Genomic DNA, 17,163 nt, shown 5'->3' on the forward strand with positions numbered 1-17,163 from the left:
CCGTGCAGGTTCGGGAGCCCACCTGCGTATGCACGTGCCAACTGCGCCTCGATACCAAAGGACGGATCTGGCCCGTGAATGTCAATGTGGACAAAGGAGACATATGAGACGGAAAACAGTGGCGGTGCGGATCCTCGCAACACTGGTTGCAGGGGTCACCCTCCTGGGACTGGGGGCGTGCGGAAGCAATTCCGGAGGAACGCAGCAGGCTGCCGCAGGCAATCAGATCCTCTTCGGCGGTGACAGCGGCAATCCTACTTTCACCCGTAATTTCAACCCATTCTCGACCAGCAAGAGGATAGGCATCAACTTTATCTACGAACCCCTCGAGGTAGTCAACAGCCTCGATGGAACCTCAACCCCCTTCCTGGCCAGCGGGCACAAGATCGTGGACCCCAAGACCGTCGAGTTCCAGATTCGTGACGGGGTCAAGTGGAACGACGGCAAGCCCTTCTCGGCGCAGGACGTGGTCTTCACCTTCAACCTGGTCAAGAAGGATGCGGCCATGGACTCCCTCGGGGTCTGGCAGCACATCTCCTCACTGGAGGCCTCAGACTCCAAGGTGACCTTCCACTTCAAGGACAACGATGTGCCTGCGGTGTCGATCGTCAGCCAGCAGAACATCGTTCCGGAGCACGTCTGGAAGGATGTGAAGGACCCCCTCAAGTGGAACAATGAGAACCCCGTCGGGACTGGCCCCTACAAGTTGGGCACCTTCAAGCCCAACCAGTACACCCTGGCGAAGAACAAGGACTACTGGCAAGCCGAGAAGGTTGCGGCTGACACCATCGTCCTGCCCGCCTCAAACAAGCAGTTGGACCTTGTCAACAAGAAGTATGACTGGGCCTACTCCTTCATCAACAACGTGGACAAGACCTGGGTTGGCGCCGACAAGCAGCACAATCACTACTGGTTCCCCCCGGGTGGCACGGTCTCCCTTTATCCCAACCTGACCAAGGCTCCCTTCAACGACGTGAACTTCCGCAAGGGCCTCAGCTATGCCCTCGACCGCGACAAGATCGCCAAGGACGCTGAGGAGGGCTATGTGGACGGTGCCACCCAGACCGGCCTCATCCTGCCCAACCAGGACAAGTGGGTCAACGATTCCATTTCCAACAAGGGAAAGGTTTCCCAGGACGAAGCCCAATCCTTGGAGTACTTCGCCAAGGCCGGCTACAAGAAGCAGGGCGACCAGTTGGTGGACTCCAATGGCAAGCAGCTCGAAGTCAACATCACCGTGCCCAGCGGCTACACCGACTGGCTGCGCGGTGTGCAGACCATGCAGGGCCAGCTGACCAAGCTGGGTATTGCCGTCAAGCTCACCCAGCCCCAGCCCGCTGCATACACGCAGGCGCAGAACAACGGCGACTATGACCTCCTGATCTCCTCCTTCGGAGGTACTGGCAGCGTCTTCCAGGACTACAACGGCCTGCTCAACAGTGAGTTCGCGGTTCCTGTAGGTCAGTCAGCCAACGCCAACTTCGAGCGCTACAAGAACCCCAAGGCCGATGAACTCCTGGCCCAGCTCAAGCTGGCGGCCGATGAGAAGTCCCAGAAGGCCATTGTCGACCAGCTCCAGCAGATCGTCTACGATGATGTGCCTGTGATCGGTCTCTTCTATGGCGGTCTCTGGGGCCTGTTCAGCACGCGGAACTACACGGGCTGGCCCAGTGAGGACGATCCCTACACCGCACCCAGCACCTGGACGCAGTCGGTCCTCATGGTGGTAACCCATATCAAGAAGGCCTGAGAGGCCGGGCCCATCACAGGGCGGAAGGGAGCGGGCTGGGCCGGTGACGGTCCTGCCGGGCCGTGGGACGGCCGGCCCTCCTGGCCCCCCCTGGTGGGCCGCCCCCCGCCCCTGACGGATGAAAGGTCGTCACGTGCGATATTTTTTCGGGAAAATTGGTCTATTCTTCGTTACCCTATGGGCGGCCATAACCGTCAACTTCATACTGCCCAGGATGATGCCTGGATCACCTGCCGACGCGGCCATAGCCAAATTGTCACAGAACGGGCCGGTCACCCCTGAGGTCAGGGCTTCCATAGAAGCCCAGCTGGGCATGCCCAAGGGCAATCTGCTCAGCCAGTACTGGCAGTATCTGGGAAATGTGGTCCACCTGAACTTCGGCGTCTCGTACAGCAACTTTCCGCAGAACGTATCGGAGCTGGTGGGGGCAGCCCTTCCTTGGACCCTGACTTTGGTGGGGCTGGTTACGATCATCTCCTTCATCATCGGGACGGCACTCGGGGCTCTGATGGCCTGGAGGCGGGGGACCGCCGTGGACGTGACGGGTACGATCTCCAGCTCCTTCCTCTCGGCCTTTCCATCCTTCTGGCTGGCCCTCATGCTCCTCTTCTTCCTCGGTTACAAGGCCGGCCTCTTCCCGACCTCCGGCGCCTACTCGTCCACCGCGATACCCAACTTTTCGATGGACTTCATATCTGATGCCGTGGAGCATTCCATACTGCCGGCGCTGACCATTCTGCTGACCTCCCTGGGCAGCTATGTGATGGGCATGCGCAATACCATGATCAACACATTGGGTGATGACTACGTCACCTTCGCCGAAGCCAACGGACTGCGCCAGCGGACGGTCATGCTCAAGTACGCTGCCAGGAACGCCCTCCTTCCCAACCTGACCTCCTTCGGACTGGTCCTGGGCGGCGTGGTCGGCGGTTCCCTCCTGGTCGAGCAGGTCTTCAACTACCCGGGGGTCGGCCTACTCCTCTATCAGGCCGTAACCAACCAGGACTACCCCCTGATGCAAGCCATCTTCCTGATGATCACCATCAGCGTGCTGGTGGCCAACTTCATCGTGGACATTCTTTACGGGGTCCTTGACCCGAGGACGAGGAGGTGAGGGCGATGACGGACAGCATCGTCAGCACAGGGAAGCAGACTTCCGCACAGGGGAGCGGGAATGCCCCTCAAGGGCCGCAGGCCCGCCTCGCCAGGGGACAGAACCCCGTCCTTCGCGCCCTGGAGGTGATAGGCAAAGGATTCAAGACGGTCTGGGAGGTGCCCAAGGCCAGGTTCGGCCTGGTCCTGTTGGCCCTAATCGTCCTTTCGGCCCTGTTCGCCCCCTGGCTCAGCCCCTATGACCCCAAGGCCGGCGATTTCGAAGCTAGCATCGGACCTAGCGCCCAGCACTGGCTGGGTACCACCAGCAACGGGCAGGATGTCCTCTCCCAGCTCCTGTGGGGCGGGAGGGTCTCCGTCATGGTAGCCATGGTCTCCGGCCTCCTATCCACCTGCATAGCCGTGCTGGTGGGCCTGAGCTGGGGCTACATCCGCTCCTTCGCCGGGGAGTTCGTCGGTTTCATCGTCAACCTCTTCCTAGTCATCCCCTCCCTCCCCCTGATGATCATCATCGCCGCCTACCTCCAGAACGGAGGCATGAGCGTGATCATACTGGTCATCGTCCTAACCGGGTGGGCCTGGGGATCCCGGGTCCTGCGCTCGCAGACCCAGTCCCTGCGTTCCAGAGACTTCGTCACCGCAGCGGCCTTCAGCGGGGACAGCTCTTGGCGGATCATCTTCCATGAGATCTTCCCCAACATGCTCTCCCTGATCATCAACAACTTCTTCGGTGCGGCCACCTCCGGCGCCCTGTCGGAAGCAGGACTGGAATTCCTGGGCCTGGGCGACTCGACCACGGTCAGCTGGGGCACCATGCTCTACTGGGCCCAGAACAACAATGTGATCCTGACCGGCCAGTGGGCGCTCCTGCTGGCGCCCGGTCTCATGGTCGCCCTGCTGGCGGTCTCCATGACCTTCATCAACTTCGGTGTGGACCGCCTGAGCAACCCTCGTCTGCGCGAAGGGAAGGCATGATGGAACTGCTACGTGTCGAGAACCTGTCCGTCGAATATGACAGCCCCGACCAGGAACCGGTCAAGGCCGTCAACGACGTGAGCTTTTCACTGGACCAGGGTGAATTCGTGGGCCTGGTCGGGGAGTCGGGATCTGGCAAGTCTACCCTGGGCTTCGCCGTCACGCGACTGTCCAAGCCGCCGGCCCGGATCAGCAAGGGGCGTGTGCTCTTCGGGGGCAAGGACATTACCACCCTCAGCCAGGAGGAGCTCCGCCGGCAGCGGTGCGGGGGATTCGCCATGGTCCTCCAGTCGGGCATGAACGCCTTGAACCCGGTGCGGACCGTCCGCAAGCACTTCGTGGACATCTACAAGGCCCACGGGAACGTGGAGAATAAGGACTACGAGGCCCATTCCCAGCAGCTTGTAGAGAAGGTAGGTCTGCAGCACTCCGTGCTCGACGCCTACCCGGGCGAACTGTCGGGCGGCATGAGGCAGAGGGTCTCCATATCCCTGGCGCTGGCCTTGGAGCCCAAGCTCATGGTCTTCGACGAGCCGACCACGGCCCTGGACGTTCTGGTCCAGCATGAGGTGATGGGGACCATCCGAGAGCTGCAGAGGCAGGAGGGCTTCACCGCCATCCTGATCAGTCACGACCTCGGTGTGGTCCTCGAGTCCACCCAGAGGGTCCTGGTCATGCACAACGGGCGGATCGTGGAGGATGCCCCCAGCGAGCGGATCCTGACCGATCCCCAGGACGATTACACCAAGATGCTCCTCAGCCATTATGGTGACCCCAGAGCCGAACACGTTTCAGTGCCCGGTTTGAAGCCGCGCGATGAGGCCGATGCCTCCGGCTCGGTCGGCGGAACCCCATCACAGACCGACGCTGCGGATGACATGACGGTCACGGTGACCGGCGTCTCCAAAATCTATCCCGCCCGCAAGCGGGGCGAGGATTCAGTGACCGCCGTCAACAATGTCTCCTTCACCCTCTCCCCGGGTCAGTCCTTGGCCTTGGTGGGAGCATCCGGATCCGGCAAGTCCACCATAGCCAAAATGCTCACCGGTGTGGAAAGGCCCACCTCAGGCAACATCACCCTGGGTGGCAGACGCGTGGATCAGATGAAGAGGCGCAAGGATCTGAGGTCCCTGCGTTCCGACATCCAGATGATCTTCCAGGATCCCTATTCGGCCCTCAACCCCCTCCACACGGTGGAGTACACGCTGACCAGGCCCATCCTCAATTACACGGACCTGAGGGGGGACGATGCCCGCAGGCGGATGTTGGAGCTCCTGGACACGGTGGGCCTGACCCCTGTGGAACAGTATGCCGCCAAACTCCCCCATCAGTTGTCGGGAGGGCAGCGCCAGAGGGTGGTCATAGCCCGGGCGCTGGCCAGCAACCCCCACGTCCTGGTGGCCGATGAACCGGTCTCCATGCTGGACATGACCCTGAGGGCCGGAATCCTGGCCCTCCTCGACGACCTGAGGGTCCGGTTGAACGTGAGCATGCTCTACATTACCCACGATCTCCTGTCGGCCCGACTGATCACTGATTCGATCATGGTCCTCAACAAGGGCACGGTGGTGGAGCGGGGACAGACGGCCCAGGTCCTCCAGCATCCTGAGAACGACTACACGATCAAGCTGCTCGATGCCATCCCCAGCCTGCGGACGCAGGCCTGAAGGCGGCCCGCCACAAGCATCGAGACCACAAAGCTACAGGAGAAACAATGATATCCCACCATGTCGTGGACAGGGGCGTCCCCTTTGGGGACCTACCCCTGCCGGAGAACATCGAGGCTATGGTCATACATGCCCCCGTGGGTGACCTGACCGCCCTCCATGCCCCCAAAGGGGTAAGGGGGGCGCGGGGAGTGGCCATGATGATCCCCGGCTTCACCGGTTCCAAGGAGGACTTCTACCAGATCAGCTCCATTTTGGGAGAGGATGGTTGGGATGTCTGGTCCTACTCGCAGAGGGGGCAGGCAGACTCGGTGGCTCCTCGGGGGAGGAAAGCCTACGGAAGGCGATCCACGGCCGGTGATGCCGTGGATGTGGCCCGTATCCTGATCGAGCACACCGGGGCCAAACGGGTCCATCTTCTGGGACACAGCTTCGGCGGGGTGGTGGCCCAGGCTGCCCTACTGGCCGACCCTGACCTCTTTGCCAGCCTCGCCCTCATGTCGTCCGGCCCCCATGGCTGGCCGGGCCGAAAGGCGGACCTGCGTCAGCGACTGCTGGACCACCCTGGCGGGGACCTGTGGAGGCTGGACAACCCGGACAGGGCCAGCCTGCTGGACGAGGAGCTGAATCCGGAAGATAGATTCCAGCGCCTTCGGGCAGAGCAGACCAGCCGGGATCAGCTCATCGGAGCCATAGACCAGCTGGCCGACCTGCATGACAGGACAGAACGGCTGGCTGCCACCGGCCTGCCCATGATGGTGTTCCACGGCGAGCACGACGACTTCTCCTGGCCCCAGGACTGGCAGGCCAGGATGGCCCGCATGCTTGGCGCCCGCTACGAGGTGATTGCTTGTGCCGGCCATTGTCCCAACATCGACAGGCCTGAGGAGACGGCGGACCTCCTGGACGACTTCTGGGCTTCTGCGCAGGACAAACGGTGAACTTCAGCAGGAACAAGCCTATTAGCAATGAAAGCGGAGAAGATGAACACAGACACTCCACGCAGCAAGTCTCCCTACCACGGCGCAGGTGACGGCCAGGGAGACGGGGGCCGGATAAGCCAGCCCAAAGGCATGACCGTCGAGAGGGGGGACTTCTCGGCTTCGTTCAACCTCAACGGGGACCTGACGCTGATCAATGCAGGAGGCATCCAGGTCACCCAGTTCAGGCCCGGCATCCATGACCGTCCCCTGGCTGGCCTGTGGCTTCGCCGCCATCGGGAGGGGCGGATCGATTCCATCCAACTGACCGGATCAGGTTCCCGGGCCTGCTTCGATCCGGCAGCTGGCAGCCCCCTATGGGAGGGGAGGGACCTGGGTGTCCGCTGGCGGGTTCGGCTTCTTCCAAGTGCCTTATCCCCTGCGCTTTCCCGAGCTCTTCCATCTGGTGGCGAAAGCGGCGGGGCTGGCAGGGGGGCGTCCTGGACCTGGGAGGTGTCGGTCACGATTGACCAGAGTGACTCGACTGCCGTTAGTGAGAGGCAGGAATGGGAGCACGCCATCTTGTCCGACGATCTGTGGGACCTGGTTTCCGCCCAGGATCTGGCCTTGGTGGAGCCGTCCATGGCTGCCGGCGCCGAGTCCTACATCTCCCAGTACATCGCCTACCATGTGCAGGACGTCCCCAATTTCGGCAGCGTCCTGTCAGCCCGGCAAACGATGGGTTGCGCCCCTCGGCTTCCCCTGTACGTTACGGGAATCTCACAGGGATGCAGGGCGTTCATGACTGACGGCTACGATTTTTACGGGCTTGGTGCCCGTCTGGACGGTCAGCCCGCGGCCCTCGGCGATGCCGACTGGGACCGAGGGGGCATAGACCAGTATGAATTCGCCATGGCCTGCCTACTCTCTCCCAGGGCGCCTTTGACCCGGGAAGGCCTCACTTGGCAGGTGTGGAACACGGCACTGTCCGATTACAGGGGTGACTTGGGCAAGGCCTGCGCGGCCTGCGCGGAGGCCTCTGAAGAAAGCCGAAGCGACGATGACCAGGACTGGGGTGTGGCGAACGAGAACGAGGCGGATGGCAGTCCGTCCACCGGCACCCATGACTTCTCATCTACCTCTCCCGTTGCCTCACAGGCTGAGTCAGCAACCTCGCTCCTGATCTCTTCGGCGCTGCTGAATGGCGACCCCCTGCCTGAGGGTGAGTTCAGCCAACTGGGCGGAGGGCCCATCCTCCAACCAGAGGCGGACCAGACAGGCCATCTGCTCTCTTACTTCGGAGATGATGCCTGCCATGTAGTAAGCGCACGCAAGGAACTGGAGGTGGTCCGCTCCCACGGGCAGATTCTCCTGTCCGGCAACCCGGATACCGACCCGTCACAGCCCACCATGGCCGTCACCACCTACGCCGGGGGTGTCTTCGCATCACAAGTGGTCCTGGGCAACACCAACATGAACCAGCTGATTTCAGTCCAGAAGACCGGTCTGGGCCTCCTGCGCTCGCGGGGGGTCCGCATCCTGGTCCAGGTGGACGGTACTTGGCGCCTCCTGGGTGTTCCTTCGGCCTACATCATGGATCTGGGCGGATCCCGCTGGGTCTATCGTCTGGGTGATCGGACCCTGACGGTGTCCACCATCGCCCATCTGGGCAGGGCTGCCATCGACATCCGTCTGGAGGCCGATGGCCCGATCCGGGCCCTGCTGACGATCAGCCTTGAAGATCCATCCGCCTGGCTTCGGAAGTTCGCTCATGCCGATGCCACCCAGGGGATGGGGGGGTCCGTTTCCTTTGCCCCTGCACCGGGCAGCCCGGCGGCTGAACGTTGTCCAGGACTGAGATACGTCATCTCATCGTCCGACGCAAGGACCGGGGATGACAGCCCGCTCTTCGATCCAGGAGCAGGGGTCCATATCAGCGATCCGGCCATGGTCACCTTCCTGTCGGACGGGGGCCGGGCCTTGTCCGTCACCATCGCCGGATCCATGGATGGCGGCGCAAGCGAGGAGAATACGCCCGACGCGACCTTTGCCGGCTCCGAACGGAAGCTCCTCCATGCCCATTATCTGGCCATGACCTCCTTCATGCAGGGGCTGCATGTGGCAGGGGAGGGAAGATTCGCGGAATTCAATGATCTTCTGCCCTGGCTGGTGCAGAACGCCCTGGTTCACTTCCTGTCACCCCACGGGCTGGAACAGTATGGGGGCGCTGCCTGGGGTACACGGGACGTCTGCCAAGGGCCCCTGGAACTGGCCTTGACCTTCGGCCATACCGAGCTGGCCCGGACCATCCTCCTCAAGGTCTTCGCCCATCAGAATCCCGATGGCTCCCTGCCGCAGTGGTTCATGTTCGACCAGTATGCAGACCTCTACCAGCACGATTCCCACGGGGATATCCCGGTCTGGCCCCTGCTGGCGCTGGCTGAGTACGTCGAAGCGGACGGTAGGCCGGACCTCCTGGATGAGCCCGTGGCTTTCTGGCGGGATGATATCGCTCGTCCCTCCGCATCAGTCGGACCAGTCGAAGCTGCAAGTCCGGTCAATCACCGTGGTCCCTCGCCCAGCCTGCCCACGGTGGCCGACCATCTGGCTCGGACGCTGGACTATATCCAGTCGCATAGCGTCCCGGGCACCGACCTCTTCTGCTATGGCGAGGGGGACTGGGACGACACCCTTCAGCCAGCCCAGGAGTCCATGAAGAGACAGATGGCCTCCACATGGACCATCGCCCTCCTCTACCAGGCCTGCTGCGGACTGCAACCGCTCCTTGATGCCGCCGGCCGGACCGACCTGGCCTCTCGCTTTGCCGGTGAGGCTGCCAGGATCAAGGCCGACTTCGCCGATAACTTTATCTTCCAAGGGATCCTGGCCGGATACGTCAACTTCGTCAATGGCCAACCCCGTCCAGTCATACATCCCTCGGATACCAGAACGGGCATACGGTACAGGTTGATTCCCATGACTCGCTCCATCATCGCCGGCCTGCTCACACCTGACCAGGAGGCGGACCATGAGAGGATCATCGAAGGCGATCTTCATTATCCGGACGGGGTGAGGCTCATGGACCGCCCGGCCTCCTTCCATGATGGGGTGACCAGGGTATTCAAGAGGGCCGAGCAGGCCGCCAACGTGGGTCGGGAGATTGGCCTGATGTATACGCACGCCCATGTGCGTTACGCGGAGGCCCTGGGTCTGCTGGGCAGAACCCGCCTGGGTCAGGAGCTCCTAAGAATCAGTCCGGTGGGCCAGTTCCGCCGCCTGCCTACCAGCGAGCCTAGGCAACGCAACTGCTATTTCGCCTCGTCGGATGCCGACTTCCCTGACAGATACACGGCTGCCTCCCAATGGTCGAGGCTCAAGGAGGGGGCCGAGAACCCCGTAGGCGTGAGGGGAGGATGGAGGATTTATTCCTCCGGCCCCGGCATCTACTGCCGACAGGTGGTCCAGCACCTCTTCGGCCTTCAGCTGCACGATGGGCGGGTTGTCTTCGATCCGGTCCTGTCCCAGGAAGATGACGGACTGGAGGTGACCATGACCTTATTCGGCCGGCCGCGTACCATCCGCTACCATGTGGCTGGTGGGCCGGTCGCTGGACCAGAAGACACCGGCTCGGAGAGTGCAGGTTCGGACCGTCTGAGGGTTGAGGCTGATGGACGCAGGCTTGAGGGCCGGATCCTGGATCTGCCTTACCGCAAGGGCGGATTGGATGTGGCCCAGGACCAGTTGGCTGGAGCTGTCCATATCGACATCTTCCTCACGGTTGACGGACAGACTGTACGGTGAGTGCCGACGCCCATGTCTGTAACTGTCCGCCGACCCATGCCGGCGAGGAAGATAGCAGGGTGGCCAGTGTTCTGCAGCATGTCATCCGGCAGCCTTTCTCGGCTAAGCAGGCAGAGTGTGTGTGTATGCGTATGCGCAGAGTAAGAGTTCACAGTATGGCGGAGGAGGCTGGTGCCTCCATCGCCACGATGTCGTGCGCCTGCTGGCAGCCGAGTCGTGTAAGGGAATCCACCCGTCTGAAAGTGTCGGAAGCTTCCAAACGGTTAAATGACATGCTGAGTGCAAGTGTGCGCAATCTGGCCAGGGGACGACCGGCACCCCCGTCTGGAAAGTACGAACAGACCGGTTCATCGGGGGGGGGGAGTCCGGCAGGGTCCGCCCACCAAATCGAACAAGGAAGGTACATCCACATGCCAACGCCTACATACACCTTTCCACAGGACTTCCTCTGGGGAGCGGCCACGGCTGCCCACCAGATAGAGGGCAACAATGTCAACGCCGACTGGTGGGAGCGTGAGCACCGGCCGGACAGCGACCTCAGCGAGCCTTCGGGGGATGCCGACGACAGCTACAACCGTTACGCGGAAGACATATCCCTTCTGGCTGGTAGCGGATTGAACACATACCGCTTCTCAGTGGAGTGGGCCAGGGTGGAGCCTGAGGAGGGATTCTTCTCCCAGGCTCAGCTCCTGCACTACCGGGCCATGATCGAAGCCTGCCTCCAGGATGGGGTGACCCCCATGGTCACCCTGAACCACATGACTCTGCCCCGCTGGCTGGCCAGGCGAGGGGGCTGGCGCGATCCTGCCTCCACTGACCTCTTCGGACGGTACGTGGAGCACCTCATCCCCATTCTGGAAGGAGTCACCTGGGTCTGCACGATTAACGAGCCTAATATGGTGGCTCTGACCCAAGGGGGGCAAGAGGGCAACGACATGGCTGCAGCTTCCCTGCCCACCCCTGACCCGGTCATCTCTGAATCCCTGGTCAAGGCTCACAGAAAGGCTCGGGCAGTCCTCTCCCTCCTACCGGGAATCAAGTCCGGTTGGACCATTGCCTGTCAGGATTTCCAGGCATTGCCAGGCTGTGAGCAGGACATGGAGGAGTACCGCTACCCCCGCGAGGACTTTTTCACCCAGGCTGCACGAGGTGACGACTTCATAGGGGTGCAGGCCTACCTGCGCACCTTCATCGGCCACGACGGCCCCCGACCGGTCCCGGAGGATGTGGAGAAGACCCTGACCGGCTGGGAGTATTATCCTGACGCCCTGGGGGAGTCTGTGCGCCACACCTGGCGGATCGCCGAGCACACCCCCATCGTGGTCACCGAGAATGGAATCGCCACAGCCGATGACAGTCGGAGGGTCGACTACGCCTTTGACGCCCTGGCCGGACTTCATCAGGCCATGGATGAGGGCGTGCGTGTGGAAGGCTACCTCCACTGGTCCCTTCTGGACAATTACGAGTGGGGGTCCTACAAACCCACCTTTGGTCTGGTCTCCGTGGACCGCGAGACCTTCGAGCGCCACCCCAGGCCCTCCTTGGCTTGGCTGGGTCAGGTGGCCCGTTCGGGCATCCTTGCCCATCCCCGGGGCTAGCACAGGCACGGGCGCGAACGTCAGACCCCGGACCGACTTCGTATCGGCCCGGGGCCGGACGCTGGCACATGCCGCCCTCGCACTCATTGGTCGGCCGGGCGCGATGCCCCGGTCTGCACGGAGCCAAATCCAGATGTCACGGTGGATATAGATCGAGAGATTCAGCCGATGAGCCGACTGACGGGCCAAGCATGCATCCCTGGAATTACTGTGGAAAAGTGGAGCTGAGGGTAGTCGAAACCCCGACCTCTTCGATGCGAACGAAGCGCTCTACCAACTGAGCTACAGCCCCATTCGTTGCCCGACCGTAGCCGAACAACAGAAGCTCACTTTAGCGCGTGCCCTAGCCAAACGCAAAATATCCCAAGTCAGGTATCATTCCGCCTTGGAGCTGGCTTCTTCGGTGGAACCCTTGCTTCCAAACCTTGCCTTGAGCAGGCCGATGACCGTGGGCAGAACCGAGATGACCAGGATCAGGATGATGACCAGCTCAAAATGCTGCTGGACTGCGGGGATGCCGCCGAAGAAGTAACCCAGGAGGGTGAAGAGGGTGGACCATATCAGACCGCCCAGGATGCTGAAGGGGGTGAAGCGCCGCCAGCGCATTCCGGAAATGCCAGATATGAAGGGCATGAAGGTCCTGATGAAGGGGAGGAAGCGTCCCAGTACCACGGCCAGGGGGCCCCACTTGTCAATCAGGCCTTCGGTCTTGGCGATTCGTTCGGGGGTCAGCGACTTCACGCGCCCCGAACGGACGATGGCCCGGCCGAAGAAGTGTCCGATGAAGTAGTTGCTCTGGTCTCCAAGGATGGGGGCCAGCCAGACGACGGGCAGAAGCACGTCCAGAGCCATGCCGCTGGACGGGTCATGGGCGAAGACGCCGGCGGCGAAGAGCAGGGAGTCGCCCGGCAGGAAGGGCATGAAAACCACGCCTGTCTCGATGAAGATGATCAGGAAGATGAACCCGTAGGTCGGTACCAGCCCCATGGCGATCCAGCTCGCGATAGCGCTGCGCGGATCCTTGAGCAGGTGTATCAGCCAGTTGACGAACCCCATGAGTTGCGTTCCATTCCGTCGATGTGTGCTTGTCCAGAACCGAGACACACTTTAACAAGCTGATTACGGGAAATGGTCCGCACGGGTCCGATTCCTTGCGAGGACAACACAACCTATGAGCTGCCGGCCACGGTCCTATCGTCAGTTCTTCTACGCAAAAAAGGCAGGAAGGCGGTGCCGTCTACCATGCTGGTCTGGACGATTACCGGTGGGTGCTGGACATGCAGCTGAGGAACGGCCTCAAGCCCGTGGCCACCTTCTGCTGCAGGGATCTCCCCAGTATCTGTAGGAAGCTGGAGACTGGGGCAACCGCAATTGCGGCACCGTCCAGCAATATGCCGACTATGCGGCCATCCTGGGCAAGGCTCTAGATGATCGGGTGCAGACCTAAAAACCCCAAGCAGGCCTAGGCAGCCCTAAGCAACCCTACATGAACCCTGGTGCTCAGCCTATTCGGGCTGCGGTGATGGCGGTCATGCCCTCCGCATCTGCGACTACATGCGGCTTCTGGCAGCAATCCACCATCTGGATATTGTCAATGGGAGGGGAGACCAATCCATTCGTGTCGCTCTGGACGGCAGGTCTTGCACGTCGGTGACTCTGAGCATGCAGGCCAATCGTACCGATAGCGACGAACCGGGGGATCCGGCGACCAAGACCCAGGCTAGCCTGTTCGCCAGCGAAGCCTGTCTAGGCTCTGTACTGACCGGTACCCCCCCGCGACCAGCGCATCCATGATGCTGTCGGGAGCCTCACTAACTGAAGCTTCGTTCGTGATGGCGATCTGGAGCAGGTTCATTAATATTTGGAACGCTAGGCGCCAATAACCGGTCGACCAGCCGTGTGCGGGGTGGAAGCAAAACAAGTCCGACAGCTTCAGCCCGCGCTGGTCACGGGCGCAATCTCCACGCCCGCCCAAGAGGTTGGTTGGCAATATATCTCCTCAGTGTCCGCTGACTGCCCTGCTCTGCACCAAGCGCTTTGGGTCGATCGGGGTCGACTGTGGCGTTCAAGAGCAGCTTTGGAAGGATTTCGCTGCTGCAGGCGCAGACCATTTGCAATCGAGCCATCTGAAGACGACAGCATATAAACGCGGATACAAGGCGGTCGCGCATTCCTGCTTTTGTCTTAGATCCAGCTAGGCAGCCACATGTGCATTCGCCAGAAGTCATAGGGAATGGGAATGGCGGTCCACAGCGGGTAGAAGAAGACTGATGTCAGGCTCAGCAGGGCCAGGCCGATAATCATGGTTTGCCGGTAGAGGATGCTATCCGAGTCTTGCCTGAGCCAGTCGGCCACGTAACAGATTGCCAGGATCATCCAGGGCAGGATGACGATGGAATAGAAGGTGAAAGTGGTTCGATTCATATATTGGACCCAGGGCAGCCAGCCGGCCAGCATGCCTGCCAGCACCCCCCAGATCCTCCAATCTCCGTGCTTGACTACGACGGCGATGACGATGGCCAGGATCATGCAGATGCTGCCCAGCCACCAGGTCATAGGGTTGCCCAGGGAGGTGACGGCTGCCACACAGCGGGAATTCTTGGCCAATCCGCACAGGCCAGGGAAGCCATTGAGCTTCTGCCAGTAGAAATTGGTGGGCCTGATCTGCAGGGGCCATGTCAGAGGGTTAGCCATATATGGGTGCGGGGTGTTCAGGGTGGTGTGGAAATGCCACATCTGCCTGTGGTACTCAGCCAAAGATCGCAGCCCTTCCGGCAGCCAGGTCAGGCCCTGGCCAGGGTGTTCCGCGGCCCAACTATGCATGTAGGAATCACCGTGCAGGAACCATCCCGTCCAGGATGCCAGGTAGGTGCCTGCCCAGACCGGGATCATAAGCAAGGCCGCCGGTAGCCCGTCCTTGACCACGGCGCTCTGCAGCCAGAATCCGTATCCAGCCTGATGGCGCTCCCAGCCGTCCCAGAGCACTGAGATCAGAGCGAAGACGGCAAAGAAGTAAGCGCCCGACCACTTGGTGCCGGTGGCCAGGCCCAGCAGCAGGGCGGCTCCTGTCCGCCACCAGGACCAAGCGATGAAGGGACCGGTGGAGGCCACAGGCAGCTCAACCCGGCTCTTCTGCTCTTGGCTGCCCCGTGACTCAATAACTCTGACTCGGTAGTGCAGACGGAAATCAGCCTGGTCCCTGGCCCAGGATTGCCGCAGCTTGGTCCGGGCCCAGTCTCGATGGTCCATCAGGCATAGCCAGGCTCCCAGAGTGAAGATCATAACGAAGTTGTCCAGCAGGCCGGTACGGCTCATGACGATGCCCAGACCATCGATGGCCATAAGGAAACCGGCTGTCAGGGCGATGGGCAGGTTGTGAAAGAGACGCAAGGCTACTCGGCAGAGCAGCAGAATGGCAATGGTGCCGACCACGGCAGTGGCGGCTCGCCAGGCGAAGGGGTTGCCAGCTCCCCCGAACAGCCTGAGACCCAGAGCAATGCACCACTTGCCCACCGGCGGATGAACCACGTATTCGGCCTGGGGCAGCCAGCCGTTTGTATGCCCTTGGGCGAAGACCTGGTCGATGGGAAGGTTGAGCGGGCCGGCTTTTTTTGGCCAGTTGCGTGGCTCGCCGGTCATCAGCATGGTCCAGGAATCTTTGACATAATATGTTTCGTCGAAGACGATGGCCCGGGGGCTGCCCAGCCGCACCAACCGCAGGACTCCACCCAGAAGCGCCATGGATATGCAGGACAGCCAGCTCTTCTGTCGATGAGAGAGCCGGGAGGTCCAGTCGATCCGTCCCTTGGTGCGTCGACCTCCGAGTGTGTTGAGGATGGACATCATGACAGGGCGACCGGAACGGGGGGCGGCGTGCCGACCGTGTCTGGAGGAGCGATGCTGCAAAGAAAGCCCTGCCGAAGATGTCATCACCCCTAGATTAAGCCATACTGAAGGCATGATCAGCATGGATGGCCGGAGCGAAAAACATATGCAAGGCGGAGAGTACTACGCGAAGCAAATTCCTCGCAGTGTTTCACGTGGAACGGTGGTGCTGGCGGCTACACCTATTGGCAATGTCGCTGACGCCTCGGCACGCCTGGTGGAGCTGCTGCAGTCTGCAGACCTAGTGGCTGCGGAGGATACGCGGCGACTCTATGATCTGGCCAATCGGCTGGGGGTGCGTGTAGGCGGCAAGGTGATGGCCTATCACGACCATAATGAGCGGCGGATGGCTGATCCTATTCTGGATCAGGTTCGTGACGGAGCCTGCGCTCTGGTGGTCTCAGATGCGGGTATGCCCACCATCAACGATCCAGGCATGGCCATAGTTCGACGGGCTATCGAGCGAGGCATACCGGTCACCTGCGCTCCCGGCCCCAGTGCCGTGCTGGATGCCCTGGCTCTCTCCGGCCTGCCGACCGACCGCTTTTGCTACGAGGGGTTTCTTCCCCGTCGGCATCAGGAGCGGATGCGGCATCTGCGCACCCTGCGCAGCGAGGAGCGGACTATGGTTTTCTATGAGACGCCCCACCGCATCGATCAGGCTATGCAGGACCTTCAGGAGGTCTTCGGCTCTGACAGGCTCATGGCACTCTGCCGGGAGCTGACCAAGGAACATGAACAGATTCGACGGGGCACCATCGGCGACATTGTGCGCTCCCTCCAGGAGGAGCCTGCCCGGGGGGAGATGGTCCTGGTCGTGGCCGGCGCTTCCGCCTTGGAGGCCAGACGCAACGATCCCGATGCCATGGATGACCGGCGACTGGCGGTCCTGGCACGCGATCTGTCCCGATCCGAGGGCCTGCGGCTCAAGCAGGCCATCGCCCGGGTGGCTGCCGAACATCCCTTGGCTGATGGCAGCCTGCCCAACCGCAAGCGGATCTATGCCTTAGCCGTGGAAGAAGATAAGGAGGACTGATTTCCGCTCCCCTCATCCAACAGCACCTCCAGTGCTCTGCGCACGCCGGGCCCACCCAGCTGGGAGATGGTCTCCAGCAGGGCTGGCGAGGCGGCGGGGTTGGCTACCAGCCACCGGCGCAGTCGAGGCTCTTCTCGGGCGATGGTCCAGAGGATGCTCGGGTCGGTCGCAGGATCTGTGGCCATCAGTGCTGTGGGCACTAGGGGAGGCTCAGGTGGTGGGGTGCGGTCGTCAGTCATTGGTTCGAAGCAATCGGGCTCGTCTGGGTTCAAATCGTCTCCAGTTGAAGGGCACGCCCGGCTGGTGATGGCAGTCATGAGCCGGGCCATGCGTTCAGCAGAGGTTGATCTCCGACGGTCCCGGACCCGGGACTGGCGCCGATGAGCGCCGTGTCCGGGTCTGCGGCCCCTCATCGGCG

The 17,163-nt window shown here is 61.7% G+C and carries 11 protein-coding genes and 1 tRNA gene; 8 read left to right on the top strand and 4 right to left on the bottom strand.

Annotated features, from left to right (window positions below; genetic code table 11):
• The first annotated feature begins 103 nt into the window (after positions 1–103).
• The 7 genes from ACUIAD_RS03445 to ACUIAD_RS03475 all read left to right on the top strand — a co-directional run bounded on the left by ACUIAD_RS03445 (position 104) and on the right by ACUIAD_RS03475 (position 11,824).
• On the top strand, positions 104–1,750 hold the full coding sequence (locus ACUIAD_RS03445) for an ABC transporter substrate-binding protein (RefSeq protein WP_219997298.1): 1,647 nt from the start codon (positions 104–106) through the stop codon (positions 1,748–1,750).
• Between the two features lie 133 nt (positions 1,751–1,883).
• Entirely contained in the window at positions 1,884–2,864 is a 981-nt protein-coding gene (locus tag ACUIAD_RS03450) for an ABC transporter permease (protein WP_110451550.1), read from the top strand.
• Positions 2,865–2,869: 5 nt separating this feature from the next.
• Positions 2,870–3,838, top strand: coding sequence for an ABC transporter permease (locus ACUIAD_RS03455; protein WP_445343685.1), 969 nt, complete (start codon positions 2,870–2,872; stop codon positions 3,836–3,838).
• A complete protein-coding gene (locus tag ACUIAD_RS03460; protein WP_219997299.1) occupies positions 3,835–5,505 on the top strand; it encodes an ABC transporter ATP-binding protein in 1,671 nt (556 codons plus the stop codon). The genes ACUIAD_RS03455 and ACUIAD_RS03460 overlap by 4 nt, the downstream gene beginning before the upstream one ends.
• Positions 5,506–5,570: 65 nt before the next feature.
• Positions 5,571–6,446 carry an alpha/beta fold hydrolase gene (locus tag ACUIAD_RS03465; protein ID WP_445337671.1) on the top strand — a complete coding sequence of 292 codons (876 nt, stop codon included), beginning with the start codon at positions 5,571–5,573 and terminating at the stop codon, positions 6,444–6,446.
• Positions 6,447–6,488: 42 nt separating this feature from the next.
• Entirely contained in the window at positions 6,489–10,226 is a 3,738-nt protein-coding gene (locus ACUIAD_RS03470) for a hypothetical protein (RefSeq protein ID WP_445343686.1), read from the top strand.
• 410 nt (positions 10,227–10,636) lie between these two features.
• Positions 10,637–11,824, top strand: coding sequence for a glycoside hydrolase family 1 protein (locus ACUIAD_RS03475; RefSeq protein WP_258333094.1), 1,188 nt, complete (start codon positions 10,637–10,639; stop codon positions 11,822–11,824).
• A 219-nt stretch (positions 11,825–12,043) separates the two neighbouring features.
• Here the strand turns inward: ACUIAD_RS03475 and ACUIAD_RS03480 are convergent.
• The 3 genes from ACUIAD_RS03480 to ACUIAD_RS03490 form a co-directional block, all read right to left on the bottom strand.
• Positions 12,044–12,116, bottom strand: a tRNA-Ala gene (locus ACUIAD_RS03480).
• 83 nt (positions 12,117–12,199) lie between these two features.
• Positions 12,200–12,880 (bottom strand): VTT domain-containing protein, encoded by a 681-nt coding sequence (locus tag ACUIAD_RS03485; RefSeq protein WP_110451555.1) that lies wholly within the window; start codon positions 12,878–12,880, stop codon positions 12,200–12,202.
• 1,128 nt (positions 12,881–14,008) lie between these two features.
• On the bottom strand, positions 14,009–15,565 hold the full coding sequence (locus tag ACUIAD_RS03490) for a dolichyl-phosphate-mannose--protein mannosyltransferase (RefSeq protein ID WP_445343790.1): 1,557 nt from the start codon (positions 15,563–15,565) through the stop codon (positions 14,009–14,011).
• Between the two features lie 250 nt (positions 15,566–15,815).
• On the opposite strand from ACUIAD_RS03490, the gene rsmI reads away from it, so the two are divergent.
• Positions 15,816–16,745, top strand: coding sequence for a 16S rRNA (cytidine(1402)-2'-O)-methyltransferase (rsmI, locus tag ACUIAD_RS03495; RefSeq protein ID WP_445343791.1), 930 nt, complete (start codon positions 15,816–15,818; stop codon positions 16,743–16,745).
• On the opposite strand, the gene ACUIAD_RS03500 is transcribed toward rsmI, so the two are convergent.
• Positions 16,709–17,158, bottom strand: coding sequence for a variant leucine-rich repeat-containing protein (locus ACUIAD_RS03500; RefSeq protein WP_445343687.1), 450 nt, complete (start codon positions 17,156–17,158; stop codon positions 16,709–16,711). The genes rsmI and ACUIAD_RS03500 overlap by 37 nt on opposite strands.
• Positions 17,159–17,163: the final 5 nt, after the last annotated feature.

This window comes from Bifidobacterium sp. ESL0819 (assembly GCF_052606245.1).

Coding starts and splice junctions, on each gene's coding strand:
- ACUIAD_RS03490 (WP_445343790.1), bottom strand. CDS start 15,565: ATGGCGCTTCTGGGTGGAGTCCTGCGGTTGGTGCGGCTGGGCAGCCCC.
- ACUIAD_RS03455 (WP_445343685.1), top strand. CDS start 2,870: ATGACGGACAGCATCGTCAGCACAGGGAAGCAGACTTCCGCACAGGGG.
- ACUIAD_RS03470 (WP_445343686.1), top strand. CDS start 6,489: ATGAACACAGACACTCCACGCAGCAAGTCTCCCTACCACGGCGCAGGT.
- ACUIAD_RS03460 (WP_219997299.1), top strand. CDS start 3,835: ATGATGGAACTGCTACGTGTCGAGAACCTGTCCGTCGAATATGACAGC.
- ACUIAD_RS03485 (WP_110451555.1), bottom strand. CDS start 12,880: ATGGGGTTCGTCAACTGGCTGATACACCTGCTCAAGGATCCGCGCAGC.
- ACUIAD_RS03475 (WP_258333094.1), top strand. CDS start 10,637: ATGCCAACGCCTACATACACCTTTCCACAGGACTTCCTCTGGGGAGCG.
- rsmI (WP_445343791.1), top strand. CDS start 15,816: ATGCAAGGCGGAGAGTACTACGCGAAGCAAATTCCTCGCAGTGTTTCA.
- ACUIAD_RS03500 (WP_445343687.1), bottom strand. CDS start 17,158: ATGAGGGGCCGCAGACCCGGACACGGCGCTCATCGGCGCCAGTCCCGG.
- ACUIAD_RS03445 (WP_219997298.1), top strand. CDS start 104: ATGAGACGGAAAACAGTGGCGGTGCGGATCCTCGCAACACTGGTTGCA.